Source organism: Brevundimonas sp. S1H14, assembly GCF_047716865.1.
GTDB classification, from domain to species: domain Bacteria; phylum Pseudomonadota; class Alphaproteobacteria; order Caulobacterales; family Caulobacteraceae; genus Brevundimonas; species Brevundimonas naejangsanensis.
In genome coordinates this window covers 2,889,596-2,903,913 of sequence record NZ_CP136679.1, presented here as the reverse complement: position 1 = coordinate 2,903,913, position 14,318 = coordinate 2,889,596, and the positions used below count along the sequence as shown (strand labels likewise).

The following is a 14,318-nucleotide window of genomic DNA, read 5'->3' as shown; positions in this document are numbered from 1 at the left end:
ACCATGACCCACATTGACCAAATCCTCACCCCCAACGTCGCCGGGACCGATCGCGAACTGATCGCCTTCCGCATCGGCGAACAGGAATTCTGCGTCGACATCATGAGCGTGCGCGAGATTCGCGGCTGGACCCCGGCCACCCCCCTGCCGCGCTCGCCCGCCTATATGAAGGGCGTCATCAACCTGCGCGGGGTGGTGCTGCCGATCATCGATCTGGGCGCGCGCTTCGGCCTCCAGACCGGCGAGCCGACCGAGCGGCACGTCATCATGGTGGCCCATGTGGGCTCACGTCTGGTGGGCCTGCTGGTCGATGCGGTGTCGGACATCGTGCAACTGTCGGACGCGGCCATCCAGCCGACCCCGGACGTGGCCAGCGATCATGTGAAGTCCTTCGTCAAGGGCATCTTCGCTGTCGAAGGCGGCCGCATGATCAGCCTGATCGATCTGGATCACGTCCTGCCGGAAAGCGAGGCCGAAGCGGCATGACGACCGTCGCCGGGCGGGGAGCCCTGGTCGAAGGCGAGTTCGTCTTCACGGCCGAGGATTTCCGCCACATCGCCCAGACCCTGCACGCCCACGCAGGCATCGCCCTCAGCGAAGGCAAGGCGGCGCTGGTCTATTCGCGCCTGGCCAAGCGCCTGCGCCTGCTGGGCCTGCGCAGCTTCCGCGACTATTGCGCCCTGATCGACGGCGCGCAGGGCGTGGACGAGCGCCAGGCGATGATGGCGGCCCTGACCACCAACGTCACCCGCTTTTACCGCGAGCCGCACCACTTCGATCACCTGCGCGATAAGGTGATGCCGGGCCTGGCCGCCAAGGCGCGGGCGGGCGGGCGGGTGCGCCTGTGGTCGGCCGCCTGCTCGAACGGGCAGGAGCCCTATTCGATGGCGATGACGGTGTTGGACGTTCTGCCCGAGGCGGCCGATCTGGACGTGCGCATCCTGGCCACCGACATCGACCCCAACATGGTCGCCGAGGGCGCGGCGGGGGTCTATTCCGACGACCTGTTGGCCCCGGTCCCGGCCGCGTCGCGGAGGCATTTCGAACCGGTGGCGGGCGCGCCCGGCCGGTTCAGCGCCGATGCAGCCCTGCGCCGTCTGGTGACCTTCAAGGAACTGAACCTGATCGGCGACTGGCCGATGCGCGGCCGGTTCGACGTCATCTTCTGCCGCAACGTGGTCATCTATTTCGACGACGCGACCCAGGAGCGCGTCTGGGGCCGGTTCACGCCGATCCTGAACCCCGGCGGCGTCCTCTACATCGGCCATTCCGAGCGGGTGACGGGTCCGGCGGCGCAACAGCTGCAACCGGCGGGCCTGACCACCTACGTCAAGGGAGCGGGGGCATGAGCGCGGTCTCGGTCCTGGTGGTGGACGACAGCGCCACCATGCGCAGCCTGATCAGCGCCGTCCTGCGCCGCGATCCAGAGATCAACGTGGTCGGCACGGCGGCCGATCCGCTGGAGGCGCGGGCCAAGATCAAGGAGCTGAACCCCGACGTCATCACCCTGGACGTCGAGATGCCCAATATGAACGGGCTGGAGTTCCTGGAGAAGATCATGCGGCTGCGGCCCATGCCGGTGGTCATGGTCTCGACCCTGACGCAGGCGGGGACCGACGTGACCCTGGCCGCTCTGGAGGTCGGAGCGGTGGACGCCGTGGCCAAGCCCGCGCCCGGCGTGCCGGTTCAGGAAGCCTTCGGCGATCTGGCCGAAAAGGTGAAGGTCGCCGCCCGCTCGCGCGTCCGTCCGCTGGAGACCCGCGCGGTTCAGGGCCACGAGGGCGCCTATCACGCCGACCCCAACCATGTGCTGGCGATTGGTTCGTCCACGGGCGGGGTCGAGGCCCTGCTGACCATTCTGTCGGCCTTCCCCGCCGACTGCCCGGCGACGGTCGTCACCCAGCACATGCCCGCCAGCTTCACCAGGAGCTTCGCCGCGCGTCTGAACAAGGTCTCGGCCGCCACGGTCAGCGAGGCCGAGGACGGCGCGCCGCTGAAGCCGGGTCATGTCTACATCGCGCCGGGCGGGGACGCGCACCTGGTCGCCTCGAGCGGGCGCTGCCGCCTGATCGCCGCCGATCCGGTCAACGGCCACCGCCCTTCGGTCGACGTACTGTTCGGTTCGGTCGCCCAGCTGGGCCGCCCGATGACGGGCGTCATCCTGACCGGCATGGGCAAGGACGGCGCCAAGGGGCTGCTGGCCATGCGTCAGGCGGGCGCCCGCACCCTGGGCCAGGACGAGGCGTCCTGCGTTGTCTATGGGATGCCGCGCGCGGCCTTCGAACTGGGCGCCGTCGAGCGCCAGCTGCCCCTGTCCCGCATGGCCCCGGCCATCCTCGAATCCTGCGCCGCCCGTACGGCCGCGCCCCAGACTGTCGCGTAAGGACGTTCATGCCCGCCGCCTCCGCCATCCGCACCCTCGTCGTCGATGATCAGCTGACGATGCGCTCACTTGTCCGCGCCAGTCTGCAGCAGATCGGCGTGCGCGACATCGAGGAAGCGCCCGACGGCGAGGCGGCTCTGCGCTCGCTGTTGGTCCAGCCGGTCCATCTGGTGATCTCGGACTTCAACATGCCGAATCTGGACGGCCTCAGCCTGCTGCGCGCCATCCGGGCGCATCCGCCGATCTCCAAGACGGCCTTCATCATGCTGACCGGCCGGGCCGACCGCGAGCTGGTCCAGCGCGCCGTGCAGTTCGGCGTGAACAACTACCTGGTCAAACCCTTCACCACCGCCCAGCTGAAAGAGAAGCTGGAAGCGGTGTTCGGCCCGCTGACGTGATCGGCGCGGCTGTTCAGGAGCCGGTCGAGCGGCGCGTGCACGTGGGGCAGGGCGATCACTATGTGTCGTCCGATCCCGACGTCGTGCTGACGACGGTTCTGGGCAGCTGCGTGGCCCTGTGCCTGCGCGATCCGGAGGCGGGGGTCGGGGGGATGAACCACTTCCTGCTGCCCGAAGGCGCCGGGGCCGAGAGCGGGGCCAGCCGCCGTTACGGCGCCTATCTGATGGAAGTCCTGATCAACGACGTGCTGAAGGCGGGCGGTCGGCGCGACCGGCTGGAGGCCAAGCTGTTCGGCGGCGGCCGGATGTTCGACGCCCTGACCGACATCGGGTCGGCCAACGCCGACTTCGCCGAGAAATTCCTGGCCGACGAGGGCATTCCCGTCGTCAGCCGCAGTCTGAGGGGCGCCGGCGGGCGTCGTATTCACTATTGGCCGGTCAGCGGTCGGGCGCGTCAGCGCGTGGTGACGGACGGCGCCAGCCTGCCGCCCGCGACGCCGCCGCCGACGCCTGTCGCTGCCGGGGATCTGGAGCTGTTCTGATGGCTGAAACAGACAATCGCGACCTGCTGGCCGCCATGGCGGCGGAGTTGTCGGACATCCGCGCCGAGATCGAGGCGGCGGGCGGGCTGGTGTCCGAGGTGCTGCGCCAACTGCCCGCCGAGACGCGGCTGGGCTATCTGACGCGCAGCCAGAGCTTCGACGTCCTGTCCCAGCGGATCGAGGCCCTGGCCGGACTGGCGCAGGCCGTGGCCGAGGAGCAGCCGATGGACACGGCCCTGGCGGCTCTGCCCCTGGCCGAGATGGCCGAGCGGATGCAGGAAACGGCGCATCGCGCCCGCCCCTCGGCGGCGCCCGCTGACGATCCGGACGAGGCGTCCGGCGCCTCGGCGTCGGGCGTGCTGCAACTGTTCTGAGCGATGGCCGAGGACCGCATCAATCTGGAGCAGTCGACGGTGCTGCTGGTCGACGACACGCCGCAGGCGCTGGACATGCTCGGCTCGATCTTTCAGGGCTTCGGCGTCAAGGAGCAGATCAAACGCCCCTCGGCCGTCGAGGCGGTGAAGGTCCTGCAACAGCGTCCGGTCGATCTGATCGTCATCGACTGCGGCGATCCTGAGATGGACGGCTACGCCTTCACCCGCTGGCTGCGGCGCGAGACGCCCGCGCCGATGCGCTATACGCCCGTCATCCTGGTCACGGGCCACGCCTCCCAGTCCAAGGTGCAGGAAGGCCGCGACTGCGGCGTCAGCTTTGTCATCACCAAGCCCCTGACGCCCGCCGTGCTGTTGAAGCGCATCCTGTGGCTGGCGGGCGATGAGCGCGAGTTCGTCGAGTGCGAGACCTATGTCGGCCCCGACCGGCGCGTCCGTAATTTCGGCCCGCCCGTCGGCATGACCGGGCGCCGCAAGGGCGACCTGTCGGCTCACGTCGGCCACGCCGTCGAAGAGAATATGGATCAGGCCGATATCGACATGCTGCTGAAACCGCAGAGGGTGTCGCTGTGACCGAGCCTGTGATCACCCGGATCAAGACCTCTCTGGCGCAGCAGATGGCTCAGCCGGGCGGCCGGACCCTGACCGACGTCGAGCGCCGCGCCAATGAACGTCTGGGCCGCCACAAGGCCGAGGTCATGGCCGAGATCGAAGCCGCCGTTGCGGGGCTGGAAAGCCTGTGCGCAGCACGGCCGCAGGCGCCCGGCGCCGAAGTCTATCGTCTCGCGTCGCGCGTGGTGGACCTGGCGGGCTTCTTCGATACCGGGCCGCTGTTCGACGCGGGCTACAGCCTGGCCGATACAGCCGACCGCATGACGGCGGCGGACGCCTGGGACTGGCCGCCGGTGCAGGTGCACGTCCAGGCGCTGCGGCTGATCCTCAACGCCGGCTGCGAACGCAATGCGGCGACGGAGCAACTTCTGAGCGGCCTGAAGGCCGTGGCGGCGAAGGCAAGAAGCTAGGCCCTTCTCCCACAGGGAGAGAAGGGTTCAGCGGCCGTATCGCGCAATGCCCAGGTCGGCTGTCTCGATGTCTGGGGTCTGGCCGCTGATCAGGTCGGCGATGACGCGGGCCGAGCCGCAGGCCATGGTCCAGCCCAGCGTGCCGTGACCGGTGTTCAGGAACAGGTTGTCGAGTTTGGTCTTGCCGATGACCGGGGTGCCGTCCGGCGTCATGGGGCGCAGGCCCGACCAGTAGCTGGCCGCCTTCAGGTCGCCCGCGCCGGGGAACAGCGAGCCGACCGAGTGTTCCAGCGTATTGCGGCGGCGCTCGGGCAGGGCGTCCGAGAAGCCGGCGATCTCGGCCATGCCGCCGACGCGGATGCGGTCGCCCAGACGGGTGATCGCCACCTTGTAGCTCTCGTCCATAATGGTCGAGACCGGGGCGGCGGGTTCATTGATGATCGGGGCGGTGATCGAATAGCCCTTCACCGGATAGACCGGCAGGGTCATGCCCAGCGGCTTGACCATCATCGGAGAATAGGACCCCAGCGCCAGCACATAGGCGTCGGCCGTGACCAGCCCCTTGTCGGTCTTGACCCCGGTGATCCGGCCGCCTTCGGCGACAAGGCCCTGAATGGTCGTGCCGTACTGGAAGGTCACGCCCTGCGTCGACGCAGCGTGGTCGGCGAGGGCAGTGGTGAATTTGAAGCAGTCGCCCGTCTCGTCACGCGGCAGGCGCAGACCGCCGACGAACAGGTCGCGCGTGGCCTTCAGGCCCGGCTCGGCGGCGATGCAGCCGTCCTGGTCCAGCACCTCGAACGGCACGCCGCCTTCACGCAGGACCTCGGTGTCCTTGTAGATGCCGTCCAGCTGCTTCTGCGTGCGGAACAGTTGCAGCGTGCCCTGGGTGCGGTGGTCGTATTCAAGACCCAGTTCTTCGTTCAACGCCGTCTGCACCACCTGGCTGTAATCGGCCAGACGCACCATGCGCGCCTTGTTCAGCGCATAGCGGGCCGAGGTGCAGTTGCGCAGCAGCGACAGCAGCCAGCGCACGGTCGGGGCGTTGATCTGGGGGTGCAGGATCAGCGGGGCGTGGCGCATGAACAGCCACTTCACCGCCTTGGCCGGGATGCCGGGCGCGGCCCAGGGCGAGGAGTAGCCGGGCGAAATCTCCCCCGCATTGGCGAAGCTGGTCTCCAGCGCCGGACCGCTCTGGCGGTCGATGACGGTCACCTCATGCCCCTGGCGGGCCAGGTAGTGGGCGGTGGTTACGCCGATCACGCCGGCGCCGAGGATTGCGATCTTCATGGGTCTTGACCTTGCGCGAACCAGACGCGTGGCTCCCTAGACCAGATTTTGCGCCCTTCACGCAAGTCGCAGTTTGTGTGCGCCGCAATATCGACAGGCTTGATAAGGACGACCTGTGTTGGGCCGATCGCGGCTGATTATTTGCTCAACATATCGGGCAGGCGCGGCGGGTCTGGCCTCAGGAGGATCGGGTCGGGTCGGTCAGCGGTTCTCCATAGTGTCGGTCGCCGTGCAGATTGGCGGCCAGGGGGGCGGTGGTGCGCTCGATCATGCGGTGCACGACCGGCTTGTCAGGTCCCTGATGCAGGGCGCGGATGCCTTCGTTGATCGAGGCGTCGGCGTGGGTGATGCGCTGGTTGTGACGGATATAGTCCAGCCAGGTCGGCGTCTGATACTTCTCGACCCAGACCTGGGGTTCGGCCAGGTCGCGCATCAGGCGCCACTGGCGCGCGCCGTCGCGGCGGCGGATGCGGCGTCGTTCGTCCATCAGGGTCAGGAAGGCGTCGATGTCCTCTTCGCGGATGCGATAGGCGATGGAGACGATGACCGGTCCGCTGCGCGGCTCGATGGCCAGGGTGGTCTGCGGCTCGGTCCAGCGGCGCAACAGGTCCATGTTCAGATTGGCGGTCGAGGGCAGGGGCACCCTGAATCCGATCAGGATGCACAGCGCCAGCACGCCCGCGGAGACCGACAGGGCCGTCTCGACCCCATAGGTTTGGGCCAGGGCGCCCCATAACCAGCTGCCGCCCGCCATGCCGCCGAAGGCCGCCATCTGATAGAGCGCCAGCGCCCGCGCCACGACCCAGCGCGGCACCGACATCTGCACCGTGACGTTGAAACTGGACAGCACCAGCACCCAGCCCGCCCCGGCGATCATCAACGCCGGCAGGGTGACGGCCAGCCAGGGCGCATAGGCCAGGCCCAGGGCTGCTGCCGCGAAGGCCAGGGCGGCGACGCGGACGATGGTTTCCGTCTCATATTTCGCTCGCAGCCTGCCGACGAACAGGGCGCCGCCCACCGCGCCCACGCCGAACGAACCCAGCAACAGGCCGAAGACCAGCGGGCCGCCGCCGCTTTCGCGCGCGACCACGGGCATCAGGGCCTGAACCGCGCTGGCTCCGACGCCGAACACCACGGCGCGCAGCAGCACCGCCGTCACGCGCGGCGACAGGAAGGCGTAGCGCACGCCCCCCGCCATCGCCGCCAGCAGGCCCTCGCGCGGCAGGGTCTGCTTGGGCCGGTCGGGCTTCCAGCGGAACAGCACGACCAGCAGGCCCAGATAGCTGACGGCGTTGACGGCGAAGGCGGCCGCCGCCCCCGCCGCCGCCACGATCAGGCCGCCCAGCGCCGGGCCGACGCTGCGCGCCATGTTGAAGCCCATGGAGTTGATGGTTACGGCCCCGGCCAGGTCCTCACGCGGGACCATGTCGCCGACCGACGCCTGCCACGCCGGGCCGTTGAAGGCGACGCCGCAGCCGATCAGGAAGGTGAAGGTCAGCAGCACCCAGGGCGTGATCCAGCCCATCCAGGTCATCGCCGCCAGCCCCGCTGAGACCAGAAGCATGAAGGTCTGCGCCGCCAGCATGATCCTGCGCCGGTCCACCGTGTCGGCCAGCGCCCCGGCCGCCAGCGACAGCAGCATGATCGGCAGGGTGACCGAGGCCTGCACCAGGGCGACCATCTGGGCCGAGGCGATGGAGGTCATCATCCATGCGGCGCCGACCGACTGGATCAGCCCGCCGAAATTGGTGACCAGGCTGGTGATCCACACCGCCCGGAAAACCGGGTGTCGCAGAGGCGCCAGGGCCGACGGGCGGCCGGGCGGGACAGGGGCGGGGGCGGAAGTCGGAGCGTCGGCGGTTGAACTCATGCGGGGCGGCTCCTCGCATGGGCGATACGCGGATGAACCACATGGGACAGGCGGGAACCGACGACGACCATGCGATCAATGCACACGGCTTCGGCGGGGGAAGCAAGCCGGGAAACGGTCACTCTGGGTTCCGGATTATTGGCGTCGCGAGGGCGGCGACGGGACGCTATAGGAAGGCCGTGACCGTCCCAGCCGTTCCCTCCCCGTCGCCTTCGGCCCCCTTCACTGTGGCGGCCCTGTATCGTTTCGCAGCCGTGGCCGACCCGGCGGCGCTGCGCCTGCATCTGCTCGATCTGTGCGGGGATGACGTGCGCGGCACGTTTCTGGTGGCGCATGAAGGGATCAACGGCACCATTGCGGGGCCGCAGGCCGACATCGCTCGCGTTATCGACGGGGTGCGGGCCTTGTCGGGCTTCGACCGGCTGGAGCTGAAGTATTCGATCGCCTCGGCCATGCCCTTCCACCGCATGAAGGTGCGGGTGAAGGCCGAGATCGTCACCATGGGCCAGCCCGACATCGATCCGGTCGAGGGCGTCGGGACCTATGTCTCGGCCCAGGACTGGAACGCCCTGATCGCCGATCCCGACACCGTCGTCATCGACACCCGCAACGACTACGAAGGCGAGATCGGCGCCTTCGAGGGCGCGGTCCAGCCCAACACCCGCACCTTCCGCGAGTTCGCCGACTGGTTCCGCACCGAGGGCCGCGCCCTGCTGGACCGCCCGACGCCGCCGAAGGTGGCCATGTACTGCACCGGCGGCATCCGCTGCGAAAAGGCCACCGCCTTCCTGAAGGCCGAGGGTGTGCGCGACGTGCACCATCTGGAGGGCGGCATCCTGAAGTATCTGGAGACGGTGCCGGAGCCGGAAAGCCTGTGGCGCGGCGAATGCTTCGTCTTCGACGAGCGGGTGTCCGTGGGGCATGGTCTGGTCGAAGGCGCACACAGCCTGTGCCGCGCCTGCCGCATGCCGGTCAGCCCTGAGGGGCGGCTCTCGACGCGCTATGTCGAGGGCGTGTCCTGCGACCGCTGCTGGGACAGCCGCGACGCGACCCAGCGCGAGGGCTACGCCGAACGGCAGAAGCAGATGCAGATCGCCCGCGCCCGGGGCGTGGCGCACGTGGGGGCGACCTTAACCAACCCTCTCCCGGCGGGAGAGGGCTTGAGCGCACGAGAGCGCAGCGATCGTTCTGGCGCGACCCGAAGGGCGGCGCGTAGCAGCCAAAGGGTGAGGGGCTTGTCCTATCAGTCGGCGTAAGCCGTCGCACAACGGCCTTCGGCCGACTTTGATCGCGAACCCTCACCCTTTTGCCTTAGCCAATCGCCTCCGGCTCTTGGAGGCTCAAGCCCTCTCCCATCGGGAGAGGGTCGCCGCTGTCGCCCGGCCGTGCCATCCTCCTCGCCCAAGTCAGGAGGCTCGCCATGTCCGCCTTTCGTCCCGTCGAGCGGCTCGACACCCATGAGGTGTCCAATCAGGTTCCGCCGCTGGAGGATGTCGACCTGTTCACTGGCGACAGGGCTCTGCACGACGCCGTGCGCCATTGGGGCGGGGCGGGGCATGTCGAGCGACTGACCGATCTGGGCCGTCGCTGCGGATCGGCCGAGGTGATCGACTGGGGCGTGCAGGCCAATCGCGTCCCGCCGGTGCTGGACACCCACGACCGCTATGGTCGACGGATCGACGAGGTGACGTTCCACCCGGCCTATCATCAACTGATGGATCTGGGGCTGGGGTCGGGGTTGGCCGCCAGCGCCTGGGACGGGACGCCGAACGGGCATCTGCTGCACGCGGCCATCCTGTTTCTGACCGGCCAGGCGGATTCGGGGACCAGTTGCCCCATGACCATGACCTACGCCTCGGTCGCGGCGCTTCAGGCCGATCCGGCCGTGGGCGAGCCGTGGATCAAAGGCGTGCTGTCCGGCCGCTATGACCCGGCTGTGCGCCCGGCGATCGAGAAGGCGGGCGTGACCCTCGGCATGGCCATGACTGAGAAGCAGGGCGGCTCTGACGTGCGCGCCAACACCACCCGCGCGGAGCCAGTGGGCGAGGATGGCTGGTATTCCCTGACCGGGCACAAGTGGTTTTGCTCCGCGCCGATGTGCGACGCCTTTCTGACGCTGGCTTATGCGCCGGGCGGGCTGACCTGCTTCATCCTGCCGCGCTGGCTGCCGGACGGGACGCGCAATGCGGGCTTCCGCGTCATGCGGCTGAAGGACAAGATGGGCGACCGCTCCAACGCCTCGTCCGAGGTCGAGTATCACGGCGCCCTGGCCCAGCGGCTGGGCGACGAGGGTCGGGGCGTCGCCACCATCATCCGCATGGTCCAGCACACGCGACTGGACTGCGTGGTCGGCTCGGCCCTGCAGATGCGCGGGGCGCTGGCGCAGGCGGTGTGGCACGCCGCCCACCGCACCGCCTTCCAGAAGCGGCTGATCGACCAACCGATGATGGCCGCCGTCCTGACCGATCTGGCGGTGGAGAGCGAGGCGGCGACGGCGCTATCGATGCGGCTGGCGGCCACCTTCGATACGGACGACGCCGTGGGGCGACTGCTGACGCCGGTGGCCAAGTACCAGGTCTGCAAGCGTGCGCCGAACATGATCTATGAGGCGATGGAGGCGCTGGGCGGCGCTGGATACGTCGAGACCGGGCCGATGCCGCGCCTGTTCCGCCAGTCGCCGCTGAACGCCATCTGGGAAGGCTCGGGCAATGTCATCGCCCTGGACGTGCTGCGCGCGGCGGGACGCGAGCCGGAGGCGGTCGAGGCCCTGCGCGACTGGCTGGGATCGCAGGCTGGAAAATCCGCCGACTACGACCGCTTCATCGTCGGGCTGGATCTGACGACGAATGAGGCGGGGGCGCGATTGGCGGTCGAGCGGCTGGCGCTGGCGGCCCAGGCGGCGGCTTTGCTGGAGATGGACAGTCCCTCGGCCGAGGCTTTCATCGCGCTTCGCCTGCGCCCGCGCGGCATGGCCTATGGCGCCTATGAGGCGCAGGTGGATCAGCGGGCGGTGCTGGAGCGGGCGATGCCCGCCTGAATGTCGGAAAAAATCGGGCCAGAAAGGACGAAGGCCTCGCGGGGGCTCCGCGAGGCCTTCGATGGTGGAGCTTAGCGGAGTCGAACCGCTGACCTCTTGCATGCCATGCAAGCGCTCTACCAACTGAGCTAAAGCCCCGTGCCGTATCGGCTGGGTTATGTTTTCGACCGCACCAGACGGAAAGTCTGGAAAGGACGAAGGCCCCGCGGGCGTTCCGCGAGGCCTTCGGTGGTGGAGCTTAGCGGAGTCGAACCGCTGACCTCTTGCATGCCATGCAAGCGCTCTACCAACTGAGCTAAAGCCCCGAACCTTTCGGTCGGTCCCGCCGGGAGAAATGGTCCCTCCCGGCGAGGCGCGGAAACTAGGTCAGGCCGTTTTGAAGATCAAGCGGGTCTGACACATTTTTTTCCGCTTATTTTTCCGAACCTTGACCCTTTAGTCGTCGTCGCGCGACGGCTTGGTCAGCTCTTCGTCGAGATCGTCGTCGTCTTCGTCCTCGATGAAGGGCACGGAATCGTCGTCGTCATCATCCAGGACGTCGTCGTCATCGTCGCCGTCGGCCGAGCCCATGCCGGCGTCGTCTGCGCCGGGCTCGCCGTCGTCGTCGTCCGGCGTCAGGATCGGCTCATGACCTTCCTGGTCGATTTCGGGGGTGGAGCCTTCGGCATCCTCTTCGTCCTCTTCGGCGTCAGCGGACTTGTCGGCGACCTGATCTTCGGCCTCCTCGTCGTCAGCCGCGAAGCCGGCGCCGCGACGCGCGCGACGGCTGCGGACGGCTTCTTCCATCGGGTCGAACTCGGTGTCGCACTTGGGGCAACGAGCCGGGCGACGGTTCAGATCGTAGAATTTGGCCTGGCAGTTCGGGCAGACCTGCTTTTGGCCCAGTTCGGGATTGGCCACGTGATTAGACCTTCGGCGGGTTTAAGGGGAAAATCGGAAATAGGGCGGCTCCCTTGCCACTGGCGGGGGCCGCTGTCAAAAGCCTTCTTTTCCGCGCGTTTCGCGGCCCTCCTGACAACCGGAGCCTGCATCAGGGTGAGCACTCCCCAGACCTTCACCGCGTCCCCCGTTTCCGGCGTCAATTCAGGCCTCAAAGGCGTGGTGCGGGCGCCGGGCGACAAGTCGATGTCGCACCGCGCCCTGATCTTCGGCGGCATGGCCGAGGGCGTGACCGAAATCGAGGGGCTGCTGGAGGGCGACGACATCCTGGCCACCGGCCGCGCCATGCAGGCTTTCGGCGCCTCGGTCGAACGGGTCGGCGAGGGGCGCTGGCGGGTCGAGGGGCGCGGCCCGCTGCGCTCGCCTGAAGGCGTCATCGACTGCGGCAACGCCGGGACGGGCGTGCGCCTGCTGATGGGAGCGGTCGCGGGCTATGCGCTGACGGCGACGTTCGATGGCGACGCGTCATTACGCAAACGGCCGATGAAGCGCGTCACCGGGCCGCTGGCTGACATGGGCGCGCGCTTCGAGTGGAACGCGGCCGAGGACCGGGTGCCGCTGACCCTGCACGGCGGCGGGCTGAAGGGCGTGACCTTCGTTCAGAGCGTCGCCTCGGCGCAGGTGAAGTCGGCCATTCTTCTGGCCGGGTTGAATGCGGACGGCGAGACGGTCGTGGTCGAGCCGGAGAAGAGCCGCGACCACACCGAGCGGATGCTGCGCGCCTTCGGCGCCGAGGTCGAGGTGATCGAAGAGAGCGAGGGCTGGCGCATCCGTCTGCCGGGCGGCCAGCAACTCAAGGGAACCCATGTCGCCGTGCCGGGCGACCCGTCCTCGGCGGCCTTCCCCCTGGCGGCGGCCCTGATCACGCCGGGGTCGGAGGTGACGGTCGAGGCGGTGATGCTGAATCCCTTACGCACCGGCCTGTTCCAGACCTGGATCGACATGGGTGCGGACCTGACCATCGCCAACCGCCGCATGGCCGGGGGCGAAGAGGTCGGCGACATCACCGCCCGCCACTCGGCGCTGAAGGGGATCGTGGTTCCTGAAGACCGCGCCGCCTCCATGATCGACGAATACCCGATCCTGGCGGTGACCGCCGCCTTCGCTGAAGGCGAGACTGTCATGCGCGGCATCGGCGAGATGCGCGTCAAGGAAAGCGACCGCATCGCCCTGATGGCGGCGGGCCTGTCGGCCTGCGGCGTTCAGGTGCAGGAGGAGCCGGAGGGCTTCGTCGTCACCGGCGGCCCGGTAAATGGCGGCGCGACCGTCGACACCGCCCACGACCACCGCATAGCCATGAGCCATCTGGTGCTGGGTCTGGCCGCGCAGCAGCCCGTCTCGGTCCGCGATCCCGAGATGATCGCCACCAGCTTCCCCAGCTTTGTCGAGATGATGAACGGGCTGGGCGGGGCCATTGATGGTTAGCCGACGCTCCAAAACCAGGAAGAGACGGCTGCCGCGCGGTGTGAGAAATACGCTTGGCTTCCTGTTCGTCGGCGGTGCCCTATTACTGTTTGGCGGGAATGTCGTTCGTGCGCTGCTGACTGGCGAGGTGCATGTTCGCTACGGCGGGACTGTATTGCGTAGCGCGAGCCCTGCTGATTTCTGGTTGTCCGTCCTTTGGGATGCGGGCGTTGCGGCGCTTATCTTTGCGTTTGGTGTCCGAGCTGCGCTTCCTGATCTGAAACGATTATGGGTGCGCGCTACCTCCCTCGGTCAGCGACGTTCGTGAATTGAAACAGGAGAGAAAAGCCTGACCCAAGTGCTTGTCATCGCCGTCGATGGCCCCGCCGCATCCGGCAAGGGCACCATCGCCGCGCGTCTGGCCGCCCATTACGGCCTGCCGTATCTGGACACGGGCCTGCTGTATCGCGCCGTGGGGCTGGCTGTGCTGGATGCGGGCGGCGATCTGGACGACGCCGAGGCGGCCGCTAGGGCCGCGCAGGCGCTGGATCTGGCGAGCCTGAGCGACAATGCGCGCCTGACCGATCGCGGGGCGGGCGAGGCGGCCAGCCGCGTGGCCAGCCATCCGGGCGTGCGCGCGGCGCTGCTGAAGCTGCAGCAGGACTTCGCCGCCCAGGCGGGCGGGGCGGTGTTGGACGGGCGCGACATCGGCACGGTGATCGCGCCGGACGCTCCGGCCAAGCTCTATATCGCCGCCAGTCCCGAGGTGCGGGCCGAGCGTCGCTGGAAGCAGTTGACGGCGCGCGGCGAGGTCATCGCCTTTGAAGACATGCTGGAGGATATCCGCCGTCGCGACGCGCGCGACGCGGGCCGTGACGACGCCCCGATGGTTCAGGCGGACGACGCCGTCTTGCTGGACACGACCGATATGGGTATAGAGGCCGCCTTCGATGCGGCCCGCCGTATCGTCGAGGCGGCGCGAGCCAGGGCCGGGATCTGATCCTGCCGGGCAAATCCAACGCACCGATCTCCTCGGCGGCCGCG

General features: G+C 68.4%; 14 protein-coding genes, 2 tRNA genes and 1 pseudogene. 12 read left to right on the top strand and 5 right to left on the bottom strand.

Features of this window, described 5'->3' with window-relative positions; translation table 11 throughout:
• The first annotated feature begins 3 nt into the window (after positions 1–3).
• From RSD66_RS14115 to RSD66_RS14080, 8 genes are read left to right on the top strand one after another with little or no spacing between them, the layout of a single operon-like run.
• Positions 4–486 (top strand): chemotaxis protein CheW, encoded by a 483-nt coding sequence (locus RSD66_RS14115; protein ID WP_024354581.1) that lies wholly within the window; start codon positions 4–6, stop codon positions 484–486.
• Positions 483–1,349: a CheR family methyltransferase gene (locus RSD66_RS14110; protein ID WP_415288372.1), complete on the top strand. Its 867-nt coding sequence runs from the start codon at positions 483–485 to the stop codon at positions 1,347–1,349. The genes RSD66_RS14115 and RSD66_RS14110 overlap by 4 nt, the downstream gene beginning before the upstream one ends.
• Complete coding sequence (locus RSD66_RS14105; protein ID WP_415288371.1) at positions 1,346–2,383, top strand: protein-glutamate methylesterase/protein-glutamine glutaminase; 1,038 nt, start codon at positions 1,346–1,348, stop codon at positions 2,381–2,383. The genes RSD66_RS14110 and RSD66_RS14105 overlap by 4 nt, the downstream gene beginning before the upstream one ends.
• Before the next feature lie 8 nt (positions 2,384–2,391).
• Positions 2,392–2,781, top strand: coding sequence for a response regulator (locus tag RSD66_RS14100; protein WP_003169183.1), 390 nt, complete (start codon positions 2,392–2,394; stop codon positions 2,779–2,781).
• Positions 2,778–3,323, top strand: coding sequence for a chemotaxis protein CheD (locus tag RSD66_RS14095; protein ID WP_415288370.1), 546 nt, complete (start codon positions 2,778–2,780; stop codon positions 3,321–3,323). The genes RSD66_RS14100 and RSD66_RS14095 overlap by 4 nt, the downstream gene beginning before the upstream one ends.
• The gene (locus tag RSD66_RS14090) at positions 3,323–3,697 is read left to right on the top strand and encodes a hypothetical protein (protein ID WP_346524692.1); all 375 of its coding nucleotides are present in this window, start codon (positions 3,323–3,325) and stop codon (positions 3,695–3,697) included. The genes RSD66_RS14095 and RSD66_RS14090 overlap by 1 nt, the downstream gene beginning before the upstream one ends.
• Before the next feature lie 3 nt (positions 3,698–3,700).
• Positions 3,701–4,288, top strand: a complete 588-nt coding sequence (locus RSD66_RS14085; protein WP_024354587.1) for a response regulator — start codon at positions 3,701–3,703, stop codon at positions 4,286–4,288.
• On the top strand, positions 4,285–4,737 hold the full coding sequence (locus RSD66_RS14080; protein ID WP_415288369.1) for a chemotaxis protein CheE: 453 nt from the start codon (positions 4,285–4,287) through the stop codon (positions 4,735–4,737). The genes RSD66_RS14085 and RSD66_RS14080 overlap by 4 nt, the downstream gene beginning before the upstream one ends.
• 27 nt (positions 4,738–4,764) lie before the next feature.
• On the opposite strand, the gene RSD66_RS14075 is transcribed toward RSD66_RS14080, so the two are convergent.
• Positions 4,765–6,048, bottom strand: coding sequence for a D-amino acid dehydrogenase (locus RSD66_RS14075; protein WP_415289603.1), 1,284 nt, complete (start codon positions 6,046–6,048; stop codon positions 4,765–4,767).
• Between the two features lie 154 nt (positions 6,049–6,202).
• A complete protein-coding gene (locus RSD66_RS14070) occupies positions 6,203–7,894 on the bottom strand; it encodes an MFS transporter (RefSeq protein ID WP_415288368.1) in 1,692 nt (563 codons plus the stop codon).
• Positions 7,895–8,073: 179 nt separating this feature from the next.
• On the opposite strand from RSD66_RS14070, the pseudogene RSD66_RS14065 reads away from it, so the two are divergent.
• Positions 8,074–9,027, top strand: a pseudogene (locus tag RSD66_RS14065) (rhodanese-related sulfurtransferase); the annotation flags it as partial.
• A gap of 287 nt (positions 9,028–9,314) precedes the next feature.
• Positions 9,315–10,931, top strand: a complete 1,617-nt coding sequence (locus RSD66_RS14060) for an acyl-CoA dehydrogenase family protein (RefSeq protein WP_415288367.1) — start codon at positions 9,315–9,317, stop codon at positions 10,929–10,931.
• Between the two features lie 62 nt (positions 10,932–10,993).
• Here RSD66_RS14060 and RSD66_RS14055 read toward each other — a convergent pair.
• The 3 genes from RSD66_RS14055 to RSD66_RS14045 all read right to left on the bottom strand — a co-directional run bounded on the left by RSD66_RS14055 (position 10,994) and on the right by RSD66_RS14045 (position 11,831).
• Positions 10,994–11,069: transfer RNA gene (locus RSD66_RS14055), tRNA-Ala, on the bottom strand.
• A gap of 91 nt (positions 11,070–11,160) precedes the next feature.
• Positions 11,161–11,236: transfer RNA gene (locus RSD66_RS14050), tRNA-Ala, on the bottom strand.
• Between the two features lie 130 nt (positions 11,237–11,366).
• Positions 11,367–11,831 carry a TIGR02300 family protein gene (locus RSD66_RS14045; protein WP_024354593.1) on the bottom strand — a complete coding sequence of 155 codons (465 nt, stop codon included), beginning with the start codon at positions 11,829–11,831 and terminating at the stop codon, positions 11,367–11,369.
• A 135-nt stretch (positions 11,832–11,966) separates the two neighbouring features.
• Between RSD66_RS14045 and aroA the strand changes: the two genes are divergently transcribed.
• Positions 11,967–13,295 (top strand): 3-phosphoshikimate 1-carboxyvinyltransferase, encoded by a 1,329-nt coding sequence (aroA, locus tag RSD66_RS14040; RefSeq protein ID WP_415288366.1) that lies wholly within the window; start codon positions 11,967–11,969, stop codon positions 13,293–13,295.
• A gap of 337 nt (positions 13,296–13,632) precedes the next feature.
• Positions 13,633–14,274, top strand: coding sequence for a (d)CMP kinase (cmk, locus tag RSD66_RS14035; protein ID WP_415288365.1), 642 nt, complete (start codon positions 13,633–13,635; stop codon positions 14,272–14,274).
• The last annotated feature ends 44 nt before the right edge of the window (positions 14,275–14,318 follow it).